Origin of the sequence: [Brevibacterium] flavum (assembly GCF_019317305.1) — a bacterium.
In the GTDB taxonomy this organism is placed as follows: domain Bacteria; phylum Actinomycetota; class Actinomycetes; order Mycobacteriales; family Mycobacteriaceae; genus Corynebacterium; species Corynebacterium glutamicum.
Genome location: NZ_CP079240.1, coordinates 3,030,994 through 3,049,324 on the forward strand (window position 1 = coordinate 3,030,994; position 18,331 = coordinate 3,049,324).

Annotated in this window: 14 protein-coding genes and 1 tRNA gene; 9 read left to right on the forward strand and 6 right to left on the reverse strand. The window is 55.8% G+C overall.

Annotated elements, in window-relative coordinates; all coding sequences use genetic code 11:
• Positions 1-66 precede the first annotated feature (66 nt).
• Together KW808_RS14615 and KW808_RS14620 are read left to right on the forward strand one after the other, a co-directional pair.
• Entirely contained in the window at positions 67-1,380 is a 1,314-nt protein-coding gene (locus tag KW808_RS14615; RefSeq protein ID WP_003862691.1) for a pyridoxal phosphate-dependent aminotransferase, read from the forward strand.
• A 559-nt stretch (positions 1,381-1,939) separates the two neighbouring features.
• The gene (locus tag KW808_RS14620) at positions 1,940-3,199 is read left to right on the forward strand and encodes a YibE/F family protein (protein WP_003862690.1); all 1,260 of its coding nucleotides are present in this window, start codon (positions 1,940-1,942) and stop codon (positions 3,197-3,199) included.
• Here the strand turns inward: KW808_RS14620 and KW808_RS14625 are convergent.
• Both KW808_RS14625 and dcd read right to left on the reverse strand, forming a co-directional pair.
• Positions 3,196-4,515 carry a UDP-glucose dehydrogenase family protein gene (locus KW808_RS14625; protein WP_034983223.1) on the reverse strand — a complete coding sequence of 440 codons (1,320 nt, stop codon included), beginning with the start codon at positions 4,513-4,515 and terminating at the stop codon, positions 3,196-3,198. The genes KW808_RS14620 and KW808_RS14625 overlap by 4 nt on opposite strands.
• Positions 4,516-4,600: 85 nt before the next feature.
• Positions 4,601-5,170: a dCTP deaminase gene (gene dcd / locus KW808_RS14630; protein ID WP_003862688.1), complete on the reverse strand. Its 570-nt coding sequence runs from the start codon at positions 5,168-5,170 to the stop codon at positions 4,601-4,603.
• 138 nt (positions 5,171-5,308) lie between these two features.
• Between dcd and KW808_RS14635 the strand changes: the two genes are divergently transcribed.
• A tRNA-Gly gene (locus KW808_RS14635) sits at positions 5,309-5,382 on the forward strand.
• 556 nt (positions 5,383-5,938) lie between these two features.
• Positions 5,939-6,712, forward strand: a complete 774-nt coding sequence (locus KW808_RS14640; RefSeq protein ID WP_003862687.1) for an HtaA domain-containing protein — start codon at positions 5,939-5,941, stop codon at positions 6,710-6,712.
• 42 nt (positions 6,713-6,754) lie between these two features.
• On the opposite strand, the gene KW808_RS14645 is transcribed toward KW808_RS14640, so the two are convergent.
• Both KW808_RS14645 and KW808_RS14650 read right to left on the reverse strand, forming a co-directional pair.
• Complete coding sequence (locus tag KW808_RS14645; RefSeq protein ID WP_003862686.1) at positions 6,755-8,446, reverse strand: VanW family protein; 1,692 nt, start codon at positions 8,444-8,446, stop codon at positions 6,755-6,757.
• Positions 8,447-8,509: 63 nt separating this feature from the next.
• Complete coding sequence (locus KW808_RS14650) at positions 8,510-9,667, reverse strand: glycoside hydrolase family 3 N-terminal domain-containing protein (RefSeq protein WP_034983226.1); 1,158 nt, start codon at positions 9,665-9,667, stop codon at positions 8,510-8,512.
• 91 nt (positions 9,668-9,758) lie between these two features.
• On the opposite strand from KW808_RS14650, the gene KW808_RS14655 reads away from it, so the two are divergent.
• From KW808_RS14655 to KW808_RS14665, 3 genes are all read left to right on the forward strand, one after another.
• Positions 9,759-10,205, forward strand: coding sequence for a universal stress protein (locus KW808_RS14655; RefSeq protein ID WP_003862684.1), 447 nt, complete (start codon positions 9,759-9,761; stop codon positions 10,203-10,205).
• Between the two features lie 62 nt (positions 10,206-10,267).
• Positions 10,268-10,471 (forward strand): DUF2613 domain-containing protein, encoded by a 204-nt coding sequence (locus KW808_RS14660; RefSeq protein ID WP_003853449.1) that lies wholly within the window; start codon positions 10,268-10,270, stop codon positions 10,469-10,471.
• Entirely contained in the window at positions 10,449-13,556 is a 3,108-nt protein-coding gene (locus KW808_RS14665) for a DUF3367 domain-containing protein (RefSeq protein WP_003862683.1), read from the forward strand. Before KW808_RS14660 ends, KW808_RS14665 begins: the two co-directional genes overlap by 23 nt.
• Before the next feature lie 327 nt (positions 13,557-13,883).
• Here KW808_RS14665 and tmaT read toward each other — a convergent pair whose 3' ends face one another.
• Positions 13,884-14,954, reverse strand: coding sequence for a trehalose corynomycolate mycolyl acetyltransferase TmaT (gene tmaT / locus KW808_RS14670; protein WP_003862681.1), 1,071 nt, complete (start codon positions 14,952-14,954; stop codon positions 13,884-13,886).
• 43 nt (positions 14,955-14,997) lie between these two features.
• Between tmaT and KW808_RS14675 the strand changes: the two genes are divergently transcribed.
• Together KW808_RS14675 and KW808_RS14680 are read left to right on the forward strand one after the other, a co-directional pair.
• Positions 14,998-15,816, forward strand: coding sequence for a porin PorA family protein (locus KW808_RS14675; protein WP_003862680.1), 819 nt, complete (start codon positions 14,998-15,000; stop codon positions 15,814-15,816).
• Between the two features lie 6 nt (positions 15,817-15,822).
• A complete protein-coding gene (locus tag KW808_RS14680) occupies positions 15,823-17,247 on the forward strand; it encodes an MmpA family trehalose lipid delivery protein (protein ID WP_003862679.1) in 1,425 nt (474 codons plus the stop codon).
• On the opposite strand, the gene KW808_RS14685 is transcribed toward KW808_RS14680, so the two are convergent.
• Positions 17,218-18,321: a glycosyltransferase family 4 protein gene (locus tag KW808_RS14685; protein ID WP_003862677.1), complete on the reverse strand. Its 1,104-nt coding sequence runs from the start codon at positions 18,319-18,321 to the stop codon at positions 17,218-17,220. The two genes, KW808_RS14680 and KW808_RS14685, sit on opposite strands and share 30 nt — an antisense overlap.
• Positions 18,322-18,331: the final 10 nt, after the last annotated feature.

The window sequence follows — 18,331 nt, forward strand, 5'->3', positions numbered from 1 at the left end:
AGCTAGAACAGCAAAAATTCACCCAATAGCTTTCAACTACGCACACAAAGTGGCAACATTGAGCGGGTGACTACAGACAAGCGCAAAACCTCTAAGACCACCGACACCGCCAACAAGGCTGTGGGCGCGGATCAGGCGGCGCGTCCCACTCGGCGAACAACTCGCCGCATCTTCGATCAGTCGGAGAAGATGAAGGACGTGCTGTACGAGATCCGTGGCCCGGTGGCCGCGGAGGCGGAACGCATGGAGCTTGATGGGCACAACATCTTAAAGCTCAACACGGGAAATCCAGCCGTGTTCGGATTCGATGCCCCCGACGTGATTATGCGTGACATGATCGCCAACCTTCCAACTTCCCAAGGGTATTCCACCTCCAAAGGCATTATTCCGGCCCGACGAGCAGTGGTCACCCGCTACGAAGTTGTGCCCGGATTCCCCCACTTCGATGTTGATGATGTGTTCTTAGGCAACGGTGTCTCAGAACTAATCACCATGACCACCCAAGCACTCCTCAACGACGGCGATGAAGTTCTTATCCCCGCACCGGACTACCCACTGTGGACTGCAGCAACATCACTTGCTGGCGGAAAACCTGTGCACTACCTCTGTGATGAGGAAGATGACTGGAACCCATCCATCGAAGACATCAAGTCCAAAATCTCAGAGAAAACCAAAGCTATTGTGGTGATCAACCCCAACAACCCCACGGGAGCTGTCTACCCGCGCCGGGTGTTGGAACAAATCGTCGAGATTGCACGCGAGCATGACCTGCTGATTTTGGCCGATGAAATCTACGACCGCATTCTCTACGATGATGCCGAGCACATCAGCCTGGCAACCCTTGCACCAGATCTCCTTTGCATCACATACAACGGTCTATCCAAGGCATACCGCGTCGCAGGATACCGAGCTGGCTGGATGGTATTGACTGGACCAAAGCAATACGCACGTGGATTTATTGAGGGCCTCGAACTCCTCGCAGGCACTCGACTCTGCCCGAATGTCCCAGCTCAGCACGCTATTCAGGTGGCTCTCGGTGGACGCCAGTCCATCTACGACCTCACTGGCGAACACGGCCGACTCCTGGAACAGCGCAACATGGCATGGACGAAACTCAACGAAATCCCAGGTGTCAGCTGTGTGAAACCAATGGGAGCTCTATACGCGTTCCCCAAGCTCGACCCCAACGTGTACGAAATCCACGACGACACCCAACTCATGCTGGATCTTCTCCGTGCCGAGAAAATCCTCATGGTTCAGGGCACTGGCTTCAACTGGCCACATCACGATCACTTCCGAGTGGTCACCCTGCCATGGGCATCCCAGTTGGAAAACGCAATTGAACGCCTGGGTAACTTCCTGTCCACTTACAAGCAGTAGCAGTTGTTAGGATTCACCACGAATCTCAGGATTTTTGAGATTCGTGGTGAATTTTTGCGTTTTCCAGTCAGGTTCTTGCAACTTTCGAACCGATTTCAGAGGGTCGGAGCCGGTTTGTGGTGGATCCTTGAAATGAAACCTCGCAGGAAGCTTTCAGGAAGACCAAGTTGGGCCTAGGGGTGGCGCGATTGCAAAAATCCGTCCCCGGTTCGCCATGAAATGCTGATTTTGATCGAATCTTTGCGCTAACTGTGGGAGATTGTACGAAAATTCGTTCGCCTTTCGGATTTCCTGGCGATCTGAGACGAGAAGTTGAACAGCTAACCTGCAGAAACCTTGCAAGAATCACAACAGTCCCAATGGCCTCAAAAGTCACGCCCTCAGAATCTCTGCCAGGCGTCTAAATCCCCTAAAACGGGACAATAGGTCACTGGGCGATCCCAAGCCCTTAAAACGTGATCCTTAAATACCCACTGTCCTCTATTCTGGGTTAGGCTTCACTGGGTAAAAGTGCCTGCCTATGCCTGAAACTTGAGCATGGCAACAGCAAGGAGACACCGTGGGAAAACATGCAGCTGACACGTCGGAATCGAAGAAAAATTCACCGTGGCGCATTGGATTGTTGACGTTTTTGATTTCTTCAGTTGTCGTGACGCTGGTGGGCATGGTGATGCTGTGGCCGGATTCTGACGATGTGGTGTTGGCGGATAACTTTTCGCAGACGTTTGCGGGAAATCATGAGCAGGTGGATGGAACGATCACGCTCGTTGATAATTCTGCGTGTAATTCGCCAGACACCGGCCGAGTTTTTGCGGAAAGCCCCACGATTTCTGCGGAGCCGGCAACGTTGGAGTGCGTGCGTGCACTCGTAGATATCACATCGGGTGCCAATGAGGGTCAGAAAACTCAGCTGATCACTTACGCGCAACCTGGTGATCCGGAGTTTTCCGTGGGCGACAAGATCCGCATGGTGGAAACACCGGATACAAATGGCGAGATCATCTACACTTTTGCTGATTATCAGCGGGGCACGGCATTGGTTATTTGGGGTGTGATCCTTGTCGTGGCGATGGGAGCTTTCGCGGCGTGGCGAGGTGTGCGTGCGCTGGTTGGTTTGGTCGTGACCTTGGGGATTGTTGGTATTTTCTTGCTGCCAGGATTGGCCAGCGGGCACGATGCGATGTGGTTGGCGCTGGTGTGTGGCGCGGCGATCTTGTTGATTGTGGTGCCGATGGTTCACGGAATCAACTGGAAATCGGCAGCTGCGTTGGCGGGCACGCTGGTGGCATTGTTGTTGTCGGCAGTGTTGTCGTGGGCGTCGATCGTCACCACGAATTTGCGCGGACTGGGCGATGAGAATCATCTGAAGATCATCAACTATTTGCCGGAGGTGTCGATCTCTGGGTTGCTGTTGGCATCGTTCATCATTGGTACCTTGGGTGTGCTCAACGATGTGACGATCTCACAGGCGTCGACCATCAATGAGCTCGCGGAAATCGATGAAGATGCCACCCCGTGGAGGCTGTTTACCGGCGCGATGTCGGTTGGTCGCGACCACATTTCCTCAATGATTTACACCCTGGTGTTGGGCTACACCGGCGCAGCTTTGCCACTGTTGCTGCTGCTTTCCTTGGCAGAGCGTCCGCTGATTCAGACTCTGAGCAGCGATGTTATGGCCGGCGAGCTGCTGCGTTCAGGTGTCGGTGCGCTGACGTTGACACTGGCGGTGCCGATCACCACGCTGATCGCCGCATGGACGGTACCCGGCGATGAGCCTGCCCCAGATGATGGCAAGCCCCGCCTGGTCCACCGCCACTAAAGGTTGCGGCCGAGCGCTTCCATTTCCCAGCCGGCGGCCTTCCATTTGGCAACATCGAGGACGTTTCGGCCATCAATAATAGCGCGCTTCTCGACGACCCCTCCCGCCACTTGGGGGTCAAGGTCGCGGAATTCTTGCCATTCAGTGGCAAGAACGACGAGGTGGGCGTCGATAAGCGCCTCTTTAGTGCTGGACGCATAGCTGAGCGTCGGGAAGACGCGTCGAGCGTTGTCCATAGCTTCCGGGTCGTAAACCGAGACCGCAGCACCCTGGAGCGACAGCGAGCCAGCGACCGACAACGCCGGAGAATCGCGGACATCGTCCGAGTTGGGTTTGAATGCGGCGCCGAGTACCGTGATGCGCTTGCCCAGCAGCGAACCGCCACACATCTCTTTGGCCAGCTGCACCACGCGGTCACGGCGGCGCATGTTGATGGAATCGACCTCACGCAGGAAGGTAAGTGCCTGGTCAGCGCCCAATTCGCCCGCGCGCGCCATGAATGCGCGGATATCCTTAGGCAAGCAACCGCCACCGAATCCCAGGCCCGCGCCTAAGAACTTTCGGCCGATACGATCGTCGTGACCGATGGCATCCGCAAGCGCAACCACATCGGCGCCGGTCTGCTCACAAATCTCAGCGACCGCATTGATGAAGGAAATCTTGGTGGCCAAGAAAGCATTCGCGGAAACTTTCACCAGCTCAGCGGTAGCAAGATCAGTCACCAAAAATGGGGTATCGGCAGCAATCGCGGTGGAGTAAACCTCCCGAGCGATCGCCTCTGCTGTCGCCCCCTCACGCACACCCACCACGATGCGGTCCGGAGTGATGGTGTCTTTGACCGCGTAGCCCTCACGCAAGAACTCCGGATTCCACGCGATCTCCACATGAGAACCAGGCTTGACCAGAGAATCAGCAAGCTCCTGCAACTGCTCAGCAGTACCAACCGGAACCGTAGACTTGCCGAAAATAATGTGCTCACCCTCAAGCATCGGCACCAAATCCTCAACAACCTGACGAACATACGTCAGATCCGCCGCATAAGTACCCTTCTGCTGAGGAGTACCCACGCCCAAGAAATGCACCTGCGCGAAAGCCGCAGCCTCCGCATAATCAGTAGTGAAGTTCAGACGACCATTATCCAGATTGCGCTCCAAAACCTCAGGCAAACCCGGCTCAAAAAATGGGACCTTGCTGTCCTTCAACGACGCAATCTTTGCCTCATCGACATCAACACCAAGAACCTCATGGCCAAGCTCAGCCATGCAGGCCGCGTGCGTAGCGCCAAGGTAACCCGTACCAATCACTGTCATCCGCATGTAGGGTGATTCCTTTCAATGAAGAGTGGACTGGAGATTATCTCAACACGTTTTGATACAGCCCGCGACCGGAACACATGATTGCTTACTTGTTGGGGAAATTCAGGTACGCCTTCGAAGGAGTAGGACCACGCTGCCCCTGATACTTCGAACCAAGCTTGCCGGAACCATACGGAGTCTCCGCAGGGGAACTCATCTGGAACAAAGCCAACTGCCCCACCTTCATACCCGGCCACAACGTGATCGGCAGATTAGCCACATTGGACAACTCCAACGTGATGTAACCACTAAAACCAGGATCAATGAAACCAGCAGTAGAGTGCGTCAACAAGCCAAGACGACCAAGAGACGACTTACCCTCCAAACGACCAGCCAAATGCGCAGGCAAAGTGAACTTTTCCAGCGTGGACGCCAGCACAAACTCACCCGGATGCAGAACAAAACCATCGCCGTCCTCAACCTCAACAAGGCTGGTCAGCTCATCCTGATTCAACTTAGGGTCAATGTGGGTGTACTTAGAGTTATTGAAAACCCGGAAGTAACGGTCCATGCGGACATCGACACTCGACGGCTGAATCAGCTCAGCGTCGAAAGGTTCAATTCCCAAGTCGCCTGCGTCAATTGATTTACGAATGTCACGATCTGAAAGAAGCACGTCAACCAGTGTAGCGTTCAGCGTTCAGGGTTGGGCCACGGGTTGCTGCGATGAGGTTCCTGGGGCGCGTGGTGCTGGCGCTGATTTTTATCATGCTAGCCTTATTCTCGGCCCTTAATTAAGCGCCACCTTTACACTGCCGGTGTAGTTCAATGGTAGAACCCCTGCTTCCCAAGCAGGCGGCGCGGGTTCGATTCCCGTCACCGGCTCCAAATAAGCCCCTGACCTCTCAATACGCAATGAAGGTCAAGGGCTTAATTCTATGGAAACTACAAAAAGTACCCACTTAAATACACGCTTTAAATCCCCTCACGATGCGATCATCAGCCCTTTTACATTTTTAGAAAAAGCTTTGCAGTTTTCCATCGCAGCCGAAAACCGCTCCAGTGCGAAATTGCACACTACATCACACCGAACACTCGACGACATCTTTAATTTTCAACATATCCCCACCCCCAGAAATTATTCACCACTTACACTTCACATACTCACCAATGCATAACCCAAAAAGCGTTAGATGAAACTCCCCACCCGAATCCACAAGAACTCGGGTGCCCTCAGTTTCACATACCCCTAAGCGCAACACTGTGCGAGCTTTCCGCCAGTAGGCCAAGCACCCTTTCGATTAACCCCGACAAACTTTTAAGGCAAGCCTAAATTAGGTAAACCTTAAACAGTCGCCATTGAAGAAATTGAAGAATTTTAAAAACAAACAACCTTCAACGCGCTAACAAGCATCTTCCCACTCTCGTTACCGGAGTTTCTCACATGTCTCACAAGTTTTCCCGCCGCGCTTTCGCAGTACTGACCGCTGCCGCGATTTCCACTTCCGCTTTCGCAACCACTGCTCCGTCTGCGATTGCAGAACCAGTTTCCATAGTCACCACCGCAGACGATTCTAGCGTCGCAACTTCAGAAAACTCCCTTGACTGGGGTTTCAAGTCTTCCTGGCGCACCTATGTCACCGGACCTTGGACTGGTGGAACCGTTGACGCAACTGGCGGTGCAACTGTCAACGAAGATGGAACCTACAACTTCACCCTCGGAACTGGCTCCACTTACGACATCGACACCGAGAAGGGCCAGCTGAACTACGAAGGAACTGTTGCCTTCGCCAGTGACGCTCACGGCTTCAACATCACCTTGTCCAACCCGCAGATCACCGTCGAGGGCGACACTGCAACTTTGAGCGCCGAGCTGTCTGACAATGCCGCTCCAGAAGAGACCTCCACTACTCGCGTTGATGTCGCTGAGTTCGAGCTGACTGCTCCTGCGGTTTCAGAAACCGATGCAAACACCACTTACACTTGGATCGATGTTTCCGGCACTTTCCTAGAATCCCTGCAGCCTGAAGAATTGAGCCGTTACGCAGGCCAGGAAGCGGATGCGCTGAGCTTCTCCATCACCGTGGACAAGGCTTCAGAGAACCCTTCCGATGATGTTGCTACCGGATCTTCCTCCAGCTTCCTCTCCACCATCTTGAACTTCCTTCAGCAGCTGGCGAGCCCACTACTCAAGCTCTTCGGTTCGCTTTCTTCCTAAATAATCAGTAATGCCCCACCAGATCTGGTGGGGCATTTTGTTTTAGGAGCAGACCACGTTTGGTGAAGGATCGTAAACCGTGGTGACGGTTTCTCTGGTGATTTCGTTGCCAGAAAGATCGCTGATGATTCGGGTGTCGGAGGTGGTAAATCCTGGTGCACCGGTTGATGGCACACAATCTGAACCCGATACTCGAACTGTGTTGGGCTGGGTGGTGGACCAACGTCCGTTGTTGATGGATTCCACGGAGGTGGTGTCCACACCCATGATGCGCACGGTCACGTTTGAGGCGTCGGCAGAGGTGCTGATCATGACGGGGTATGGGGAGTTGTTGCGGAATTGAAGGTCGATGGCACCATCGAAAATAGTAGCTTCACGTCCGGCTGGGTAGCGGGAAATGTAGTAGCTGTGCGGGGTGTGCGTGATGTCTTCCAGACCTGCGAAGTAGTACGCGTTGTACAAGGTGGTGGCGAACTGACTGATGCCACCGCCGACTGCGGTGTCGGAACGACCATTCAAAATGATGCCGGAATCAACAAAGCCTTGGGCTGCGCCACGTGGGCCGGTGTAGTTGTTGAGGGAGAACGTATCGCCAGGTGAAACGACTGCGCCGTCGACCATTTGCGCGGTGAGGCGGATGTTTGTTCCGGAGGCAGCAGAGAAGCCGCCGGTGGTGAACTCGCCCATGACCTCATTGAAGGTAGCGTTTTGGGCGTCGGTGGCGGTGAATGTTGCTGGGGTGTCCTCATAGACAGCGTCGATGGTGCGGGGGCCATCGCCGGTGAGGTTGTTGGGCAGATCGGCCAGGGTTTCTTCCCAGTTGATTCCGTGTCCGGTGACTTCTGGGGTGACTACGCGGGAGCCTGAGGAGAAACTGATTTGAGCGTTGGTGGGCTCGATCTCTGTTTCTTTGAGGCCTTCGGCCAGCATTGCTGTGGCTGCTTCTGCATTGATGTCGACGCGGATGGTGCCGTTTTCTTCTGGGAAACTCACCACTTCACCCATGCGCTCGACGGGGATGGTGCCTTCAATTCCGTCATCGCCTCGGACGACGAAGGGGCTAGATACGGCTTTAGCTCCGGCGCCTTCTGCAAGTTCATCGATGGTGTCTTGGCTGATCGCAGCGGGAACAACGTATGGCTCGGCTTCTACGCCCTCTGGGTTGAGCCAGTTTTCTGTGACTGCTTGTTCCAAAACGGTGCGGTCTACGGCTTGTCCGTCGATGGTGTCGTTGACCACGAGGGTGCCGGCGTCGATATTCAGGTTTCCGGAAATGGGATCTCGATAGAGTTCGCCGACCATGCGATCAAGGGTTGGGCCGAAGGCTGCGGGATCGACGGTGCTCACGATGGGAGATTCGGATTCTTTGAACAGCGCCACGAAGCGGGTAATGGGGTTCCAAGACTGCTCGCCGGTGCCTTCGATGGTTGCGTCCCAATCGATGCCGACGCCGGAGGAAACTGGATCAAAAGTGGTGCTCTGCTCCCCTGCCGTCACGGTGACGGGCTGAACCACATCATTGGCCAGTTCAGTTTCCAACTTTGTGCGGGCTTCTTGTGCACTGAGGTTGGAAATACTGACGCCACCGACGGTTGTTCCACGAGGGATGTTGTCCTTGTTGAGGAAAACATCGACCGCATAGATGCCTGCAAAAATGGCAATAAGACCAACGAGAACCCCGATTAGGATCCCTTTGGTCCGATTCTTTGCCGAATTTTTCCCAGAGTTCTTCACACCTGAAAGGCTAGTTGCACTGATGCGAAATTCCTACTCAAAAGGGGTTACGGACTGGTAACTTCACTTTTTTTCGAGACGTGTGATGTAGAGCAATTGGACTCTCAACGCAGATGCCAGCATTTGTTCTTGAGGGTATTCACCGCTGCTAACGGCAGCATCAACGCGATCAATCGCGGAGCCCAACGACCCATAGTCGATCCATAATGCTTGGTCTGCGCCTGCTTTGAGGGAGGCAAGCACTGCTTCTGCGGGTGAATGGGTGGCGGAAATGGCACTCATTCCAGAGAGATCGTCGGTGTAAATCACGCCATCGAAAGGCACGCCACCTGGGTAATCGCCACTGCGGAGCAGTTGATAGGTGGCGGGGTCGATAGAGGATGGAACTCCGTCGGTACCAAGACCTGGAACAATCATGTGGCCAACCATGACGGCTCCGTCAGTTTCAGAAAGTGCTTGGCCATAAGGGATGAGGTCGTAAGTTTTAAGCTCATCAAGTGCGGGGGTCACCACATCTTGGGTGTGCGAATCGCCACTTGCACGACCGTGACCTGGGAAATGTTTGAATACTGGGGTAATTCCTACTTTGCTTAAGCCCTTTGCAAAAGCTGTGGCATAAGTAGCTGCTACGGCTGGGTCGTTGGAGAAAGAGCGATCGCCAACGACGGGGAGGCCCCAGGCATCGACATCTACGACGGGTGCAAAGTTCACGGTCACGCCATGGGCTGCCAGCCCGGTGCCTAGGATTTCTGCGAGGTCTTCTACCTGCTCTGGGGTCATGGTCTGCGCCATCACGCGAGGTGAGGGGAAATCACCAAGAATATTGGTGGCACGCTGGACGCGGCCGCCTTCGAAGTCGATGCTGACGGAGAAATCCCTGCCGACGGCTTCGCGGAGCGCCTCAATATTACGGCCAGGTTCCGTGAGCAGATTTTCATCTGTCCAGGAACCAATGAAAATGCCACCTACGCCTTGGTTGAGGGCATCCAACGCTTGATCATAATTTGCAACTCCAACCATCATCAGCGACGCGACTTGGTCGCGTTGCTGTTCAGGGATTTGCGCGCGCGCCAAATCCTCCGCGGTCGGTGCGGGAGGGGTGGAGGTGGACGTCGATAAGCGGCTTATTGCTTTTTGCTGTTCCAGCTCTTCTGCGCAGCCCGCAAGGAGCACACCGGCTACCGCGACGGCTGCTGCGAGGGGTTTCAATCGCTTCCACACGGCTCTAACTATAGGAAAAGACGGCAGCAAAGCATTAATCGTCGGTAGGCTGAAGTGAAGTACTTTCCACAAGTTTCACAGGGAGCATGCAATGACCGACAAAACCATGCTGGTTGCTTTTGATGGCTCACCGGAATCCCGGCGCGCTTTGGAATATGCAGCGAAATTGTTGCAGCCGCGCACCGTGGAAATTTTAACTGCGTGGGAGCCATTGCATCGGCAAGCTGCGCGCTCGGTTTCGTTGATCACCTTGGGGGTGGAACCCGAAGACCCCGCCCATTCCGCTGCACTAAAAACCTGCCAGGAAGGCGTAGAGCTGGCCCAATCTCTAGGTCTGGAAGCGCGAGCCCACATGGTGGAATCCGCAACGGCCGTGTGGAGCGCCATCGTTGATGCTGCTGACGAGCTCCGACCCGACGTGATTGTCACCGGCACCCGCGGGATCTCCGGATGGAAATCCCTGTGGCAATCCTCCACCTCAGACAGCGTGCTCCACCACGCCGACGTACCAGTTTTTGTCGTTCCGCCGCTGGACTAAAACCGAGACGAGAACCAAGAAGATGAAACCAAGGGGTAAAAACTGGTAGTCTCTTCCACGTCATGGCATACGAAACTGATTCCCTCAACCGACGCACCCTCGGGCCCGCGATTGCAAGCGCAGTCGTGGGAATCGCCGTCGGCGCAGTCGCAGTAGTTGGGGTCTCAATGATCTCAGGGCAGGACACTGTTCCCACTGGTAACGCCGTAACTGCAGACGATGCCCTGCTCGGTGGCCCTGAGTATGGTTCACGCGAAGCAGACTAAAAAGCCACTTCCCCGTTTTCTTCACTCGGCGCATTTCTATGTCTGGATTGCGCTGGGTTTTGTGGTGTTTGCGCAACCTTATGGTCAGGTTGCTGCCGATACTAAACTAGATTTGCTGCTCAACCCCGCAGGATTTTTAACCGGTGCGCTTCATGCGTGGACTGACACGTTCACCTTGGGTCAGTTGCAAAACCAAGCTTATGGCTATCTGTTTCCCCAAGGGTTTTTCTTCCTCATCACTGATTTCCTCCCTGACTGGATTGCGCAGCGACTGTGGTGGTGGCTTGTTCTTAGCCTGGGATTTTCTGGATTCTACGCACTGGTAGCCCGGCTGGGGATTGGCAATCCTGCATTCAGGGTGATCGCCGCACTGCTGTTTGCTCTGTCCCCGCGCACGCTCACCACCCTCACTGCAATCTCCTCCGAAACTTGGCCCATCATGCTCGCGCCATGGGTATGTCTGCCTCTGCTTTCGCGAAATGTGGGTGCACGAGCCATCGCGTTGTCCTTACTTCCCGCGGCATGCATGGGTGCAGTTAATGCCACCGCCACGATGGCAGCACTCATCCCGGCAGCGCTGATCTTGCTGTATAGAGGGCTCTTCTTAAGGCTGCTTCTGTGGGGAATGGGCGTTCTCGCTGTTAATTCATGGTGGATCGGACCTTTGTTGGTGCTTGGCAAATACGCCCCGCCCTTCACCGAATTCATCGAAAGTTCCTCCGTCACCACCTCCTGGCTCAACCCAGTAGAAATACTCCGCGGAACCACCAGTTGGACACCCTTCGTAGACACTGAACGACAAGCCGGATATCTCCTGGTCAACGACGCTCTCTTTGTCACCCTCAGCGTTCTCGTCGCAGCCCTCGGCTTGATCGGCCTCACCTTGATGAAACACCGTGGACTGTGGGCATTCATGCTGGCCATCGGACTCCTCATCCTCGGCAGCGCCCACCTAACGGCTGTTCAAGAATTCCTCGACGGCCCAGGCGCAGCACTTCGAAACATCCACAAATTTGATCTATTAGTCCGCATGCCGTTGATGGTGGGCGTTGCCGCATTGGGGTCGCATATCAGTCTGCCCTTGCTTGGGACGACTGCATTGACCAGCGGACAAGGCAAACACCACACCATCCCGCTGCCTCTCCAAAAACGCCAAGCCGCAGGACTCCTCGTGGTGATCATCGCTGTCGGTGCTCTTGCTCCCGCATGGTCGGCACGGCTGCTACCTCAGGGAACGTGGGATGAAGTGCCTGACTACTGGTACGAAGCCACAGAATTCCTCAACCAAAACGCCACAGGCACCCGCACGTTGATTTGGCCTAGCTCTCCGTTTGCCCGCCATGACTGGGGATGGACTCGGGATGAACCGGCTCAACCACTTCTTGATGTTCCGTGGGCTGTCCGCGATGCCATTCCTTTGGTTCCCCCGGAGGCGATTCGCGGATTAGATGGTCTCGACGACCTAGGCACTCTAGGCACCGGTCTAAACGACGAGGCATTAAAACGTCTAGGCATCGGCGCAGTACTGGTGAGGCATGATCTGGAAGCCGACCCAGATATTGAGGTGGATCTGCCTGGGGAAAAGCACACTTTTGGCTCCCAAGGCCAAGTAGACGTCTACCTCATCGACCCCGACCGCAATATGTGGATCACTTCCGGCACATCCAAGCAGCTGCCCACTGTCGCCGGCGGCGGTGAAATCCTCTCCCTCCTGGACACCATTAACGGCTATTCTCCGCGGACTTTGGTGAGTGAGAACGCCCAGATAGTCACCGATACCCCGCAGCTAGTCGGCACAAATTATGGCGATGGCACCAGTTCCGCAGCGTTGGCCAGCCTTGATGAGACTGAGGTGAAAAACCGCATCGTGGATTATCCTTCCGCGGGGCCAATGACGCAGGTGGTGCAGGAAGGTTCCATCACGGCGTCTTCGTCTGGTTCCGATGCCACTTCTTTCGGCGGCGCGGATCCTGATCGTTCCCTTAATTCACTTCTTGATCATCGTTACAACACCGCCTGGTACCCGACACCTGGCGATACGTCTCCGTGGCTCGAAGTCTCCGGTACCGGCACCACATTATCGATCTCCCCCCGTAGCACCGTCACCGCCACCATCACCTCCGGCGATTCCGTGATGGTCCGCGAGTTCGAAAAAGGCCGCACCACCACAGTTACGTTGGCGGAGCCTGAAGCTCACATTGAATTCGACGGTTTCGTAGGAATTTCCGAGCTGTCCCTCGAAGGCCTCAGCCGCACCATCACTGTGCCGGAGACCTCTCCTGACGTGCAGCAATTCGTTTTCCAACGCCTCACAGTGCCCACCTCGTTCCTCGACCGCACTTTCACAGTCTCCCGCCACATGTCCGTCACCGTGGACGCCCAATCCTGCGTCACCTTGGAACTCGACGGCGATCGCATCGACTGTGACCCCCTCGAACTCACCCCCGGAACCCACACGCTGCGCACCCAATCGGAATGGGTCACCCTCACCGAATCCGCCCCGCTCGCCGCTGTTCAGCCAGCAACAAACATCGAGGCAGCACCCACCGACCGCGTGCTCGTCACCACGCGCGCTTTCAATTCAGGTACCAGCGCGCTTATCGACGCCACCCCCCTCTCCCCCATCCAACTCGACGCCTCCTCCCAAGGTTTCATCATCCCCGCGAACGCCTCCGGCGAGTTGAGCTTCGCTTTCGACGGCGAAAAACCCTACAAACTGTCCCTTTTCGGTGGCGCAACCATCGCATTAATCGTGGTGTTGGGTTGTGTTGTTGTGGGGAGGCGTCGAGAAGCAATAAACCCCGTGTGGCAGGACACCCGCAACGCGCAATGGGCGGTGGTGGCATTGATCCCGATGTTGGGGTGGTGGTTCGTGCCGGCGGTGGCGTCGTGGCTAGTTCTGCGATTCACCCTCATCCCGAAATGGGTGTTGGCAGGGCTCCCGTTGGCTATCTGCGGATTGTGGCTCGCCCAAGCTCCCTGGCCGGCAGCCGCATACCCAGGAGATTCCCCCGCATTGGCCCTGCTAGCGGGCATTTCCGTGGCTGCGCTATTTGCTGGCGATTTAAGGCCTCCAAAGCGTTAAATGGGTGTCAGTTCATTCTGACAGTTCTAGGCCCTTGGAGGCGATTGTAGAGGGGGTCGGTTTTGGGACCATTGGGGCTCCTGTGATTCCTGTCAGCTTGTTGATCAAGGATCCACCACAATCCTGTGGCCAGACCTTCAAATCGAACGTATTTTTGCATCAAACCACCGGCGATTTGCAAAAATCCACCACAAACGGCTGAAAATCCGGATCCTGTGGTGAGTATTAGCAAATTAGTTCCCTTATCGGCTTGCCATGCCCCGTCCCCGTCTTGACGTGGTGCCGATTCACCATTTTCCAGACCTACCCCCAGAAAAATGGTGAATCCTAACGACCCCCAGTCCGAATGGCGCGCCGGGTCCACCGCATGATGGGCTCTTCGATGAAGGTGTAGCTGATGGCGGCAACTGGGATCGTCAACAAGACCGTCACGACAAACACCAACAGGAAATTTCCACTAAATAAAGGCAACCCGAGCAGTGGGAACACAATCGTCAGCACGGGAAGGTGCCAGAGGAAGATGGAATACGACCAGGTGCCGAGCGTTTTCATCCAACTGGAATCAAGAAGCCGAGAGGGCGTACCCAGCGCGTAGGGAACCACCAGAAATACAGCGAAAAGTGTGCCCGCGAGGACTCTTAAGTTGAATTCCCAGGGGCTGGGGTGCACTAAACCTAGTGGTCCGAACCATTCTTGGCCCGCGATCCAAGCGACAACTAAAGCCAGACCCACCCACACAAAGCTCGGAACCCGGGGGAATCGAACTCCTTCAATTTCTGCGGCGATCATGCCGACTGCAAACCAGCAAGCGTAGGCGGGTGGCCAGATCTGCATGTTTGCCCACCCCTCGTCCAACGAATGTTCTACTACTGGAATCCACGGCCACGCCAGACTCAACACTGCCCCACCAGCAATCAACAGGATGCGCACCGGCCGATCAAACCTATCCAACACCCACGCGAGAAGCGGCATCACCAGGTAAAATGCCACTTCCACGCACAGGGACCAAAGGTGGGTAAGGCCTGTCATGAGGCCGTCTGGCCAGTAAATTTGAGTCATCGTCAGGTTGGCTAACCAAGGGCCGGTGGGAATGAACAGTAGGACGGCGATGACCGTTGCCCAGTATGCGGGCATGATGCGGGCTAGGCGTTTGAGGTAGTACAGTCCCACTGGTTGCCCGGCGCGGCGTCGCCAAAGAACGAAGGCGGAGAGTGCGAAGAAGACGGCGACGAAAAAGTCGAAACGCGCGAGTACTGCACCGATGTTGCTGGCGGGGTCGACGGAGGTTTGGAATGCAACGTGGGTCGCCAAGACTCCCAGGGAGGCGATTGCGCGTAGTCCCTCGAGTGAGCTGATGAATCCGCGATGGCGGATGGGTGCATATGATTGGGTAGACATTATTTCAACATGCGAGTTTAGCGGAAAGGTGTGGGCTGTTTTTATGAAGCGATCTGCAACGGTCCTCATTATTGCGGGCGTGCTGTTCCTCATTTTTGCCTTCACGGTACCGCCGTATGTGACTGGTCAGGCGCGGACGATTCCGAAGGATTTGGATCTGACGTTGGTGAGTGAGAGTCCGCAGGGGTTTGTGCGCACTGAGCATATTGTGACTGCGCCGACGTCGATGGTCGATGAGATCGCGACGCATGTGGATCAGACAGTTACGGATGTGCAGGGGAAAACTGTTGCGGAAATTTCGGATGATGTGGTGCTGATTGGTCACTCTCGTTTTCCGGTGATTGAGCCGACTGCCACCATTTCGGGTTCGCCGGCGGATAGTAGCAATGTGGTGCGGGAGGGGTTGCATTACTTCTTCCCGGCGAATACGTTGCGGAATTCTTATCCTTATTACGACATTGTGTTAGGTGAGGAGTCCCCGGTGGATTACGTGTCCCGCGAGGGCAATACTTATACCTTCTACCAGCATCTTCGTTATGTTCCGTTGGATGATTCCAGGACGTATTCGGTGGAGCGGACCCTGAAGGTGGATCGTTTCTCTGGCATCATTGTGGCTAAAGATGAGGCGATGACGTTCCATGGCTCGGACGGTGATGACACAGTAGAATTCACTTATACTGCGGATACGTTGAAGCTTCTGCAGGATAATGCGCATGATATTGATCAGCAGTTGTCGTGGGCTAAGGGGTTTGATTTCTTTTCTAAATTCTTAGGCCTGTCGTTGCTTGCGATTGGTGTGTTCCTCACGGGAATTTTCAAGCGCGGCCGCCTGATGAGCACTGTGAATAAACTCAGGAGTTAAATCCTTATGACCCCAACCCGGCGTATCCTGCTGTGGGCATGGACGACTGTGCTTTTGGGATCTTTGCTGTGGCCGTTGGCTGCGCCTGGCGAGTTGTTGTTGCGGGATATGTCGGTGGTGGACCATCCGGCGTTGTCGTTGAATGCGTTGGGTTTTGGTGATTTGCCGTCGCGGAACGCCCCGCAGGATGGTGTGCTGGCGTTGCTTGGCTTTTTGCCGGTGAGTTGGATCGTTCGCGGCATGCTGCTTGTGGCGGGTTTCGCGGGCGCGTGGGGTGCGATGCGCCTTGGGCCTTCTAAGTTTTTGGCCGTTACCGTGGCGATTTACAATCCCTTCGTGGTGGAGCGTCTGCTGCAGGGCCATTGGTCGTTGGTGATGGCGGTGTGGCTGTTGCCGCTGGTTGTGGCGCTGCGCAGGCATCCGCGTTGGCAGGTTGTGGCGATCTGGGCGGCGTCGTTGACGCCCACGGGTGCGGTGGTTGCGGCGGTCACGGGCGTGGCGAGTTCCAAAAGAAAATGCTTTACGACGCTATGTTCCTTCCTTTCGTGGCTTCCTTGGCTAATACCTGCGCTTCTTGCCACCCCCACTTCGGGAGGTGCGCTGACCTTCGCCATTCGTTCTGAAACATATGCAGGAACGTTGGGAACTGCGCTGGGTCTGGGTGGAATTTGGAATGCGGGGGCAGTGCCGGCTTCCCGTGAAGTGGGTTTCGCAGTTGCTGGAATTTTGTTATTTGCGATTCTGCTGGCGGGTTTCAAAAACTGCCCGTTGATTCTCGCTCTGCTTGCAGTTGCAGGTTTCGTGGGGGCGATCGGTCCGTGGCTGATGCCGAATCTGTTCACGTGGACCATCGCATATGTTCCAGGCGCCGCGCTGTTTAGGGATTCTCAAAAACTCCTCATGCTGGCTATCCCTGCCTATGTGTGTTTGGCCGCCGGGGTGAAAAGCCCGCTGTCGTGGGTGGCTACCGGTTTGGCGTTGCTCCAGATTCCTGATGCACCACGTGAGGTTTCCGTGATACGCCCGAGTTCAGCGCATGTGGAATCAGTGGAAGCACTGGCAGAAATCGCTGATGGCCGCGACATCTTAATCATCGGCCAAGGCCCCTTGGTGACCCGCGAGGATGGGATCCCGGTTGTCGATCCCAAAACCAAAGCCCTCTCCGTGGTGGAATCCGGCGAACTGCGTGTGGATGGCATCATCACCGACGCGCCCTCACAGCGGTGGACCGAAGCAACGCAGGCATGGGCGGCCGGGGATATCGAGCGCCTTGAGGAACTTGGTGTTGGTGTCGTGGTGGATGGCGATACGATCACAGAAACTGGCGCACCACCGCAGCGTGGCTGGAAATACTACCTCGGTGTGGGCCTGACCGTGCTGTGGATGGCGTTGCCGCTGGGACTACTTCTTCGACGCAAGACCAAGAAGTAGTTCCTCGAACTGCGCTCCCGCGGTGTCCCACTTGTAGTTTTCGGCGCGCTGCTTCGCGCTGGCGCCGAGCTTGGAGCGGAGGGAGGCGTCGATAAGCAGGGTTTTGGTGGCTGAAATAAGCTCGGCCTTGGAGTCGACAAGCATGCCGGTTTCGCCGTCGACGACGGAATCGCGCAGGCCGCCTGAGCTGCGGTAACCGATCGTCGGAACGCCGTGCTGCGCCGCCTCCGTGACCGCCAGGCCCCAGCCTTCCTTGCGCGAAGGCATGAGATGAATCGTGGCGCGCTCCAGCAGGGCATGCTTGTGATCCTCGGCGACCTGGCCGTGGAAAACCACGCGATCGCTCACACCCAGCGTGCGGGCATAATCGACCAGTTCCTCCTGCCACCAACCGCTTCCGACTACATCCAGCACCACGCCGTCGAGCGCCGCGACGACATCCATCGCATGCTCAATCTGCTTGTGCGGAACCAGGCGCGACAACGTCACCGCATGCTGGCCATCGCGATCCAGCTTCGGCGTGTGCAGCGGCACGGGATCCACGCCATTGCGCACGATATGAATCCGCTGCGGATCCACACCCAACGCAATGAGCTCCTCAGCGCTCGGCTCTGAAACAGTCACATACGGCGCGGTTTTGTAAGCGCGCGGCGCGATCTGGCTCTCAATCAGCCAACCAACCTTCGCCAGCACCCGACCCACCACCGGCCACTGCTCCTTATGGCAATGATGCGTGAGCAGCACAGTCGGCTTACCGGAGAAAAACTTTCCAAAAAACGGAATGCCATTCTGCGTATCCACCACCACATCAACCTTGGAAAACGTGCCAATCCCCACACGACCCAACATCATGGCCACCCACGCCTTGGGATACACACTAAACTTCCCACCGCTCCTGGAATACCTCACACCATCGCGGAAAGAACGCCGTGGCGCATCCGTGTGCCCAGCAGTACGAAACACCACCTCATGGCCCTGATCCGCCAAAAACTCGCCCACTCGCTCCAGATAGCGTTCACTTCCGCCACCTTGAGGATGAGTGGTATCACGCCAGCACAACAAAAGGATCTTCATAGGGTTATTC

Excerpts from the sequence above, each read along its gene's own strand:
- KW808_RS14675 (WP_003862680.1), top strand. The coding sequence starts at position 14,998 with ATGAAGCGATCTGCAACGGTCCTCATTATTGCGGGCGTGCTGTTCCTC.
- KW808_RS14685 (WP_003862677.1), bottom strand. The coding sequence starts at position 18,321 with ATGAAGATCCTTTTGTTGTGCTGGCGTGATACCACTCATCCTCAAGGT.
- KW808_RS14625 (WP_034983223.1), bottom strand. The coding sequence starts at position 4,515 with ATGCGGATGACAGTGATTGGTACGGGTTACCTTGGCGCTACGCACGCG.
- KW808_RS14640 (WP_003862687.1), top strand. The coding sequence starts at position 5,939 with ATGTCTCACAAGTTTTCCCGCCGCGCTTTCGCAGTACTGACCGCTGCC.
- KW808_RS14680 (WP_003862679.1), top strand. The coding sequence starts at position 15,823 with ATGACCCCAACCCGGCGTATCCTGCTGTGGGCATGGACGACTGTGCTT.
- KW808_RS14655 (WP_003862684.1), top strand. The coding sequence starts at position 9,759 with ATGACCGACAAAACCATGCTGGTTGCTTTTGATGGCTCACCGGAATCC.
- KW808_RS14665 (WP_003862683.1), top strand. The coding sequence starts at position 10,449 with ATGGTTCACGCGAAGCAGACTAAAAAGCCACTTCCCCGTTTTCTTCAC.
- tmaT (WP_003862681.1), bottom strand. The coding sequence starts at position 14,954 with ATGTCTACCCAATCATATGCACCCATCCGCCATCGCGGATTCATCAGC.
- KW808_RS14660 (WP_003853449.1), top strand. The coding sequence starts at position 10,268 with ATGGCATACGAAACTGATTCCCTCAACCGACGCACCCTCGGGCCCGCG.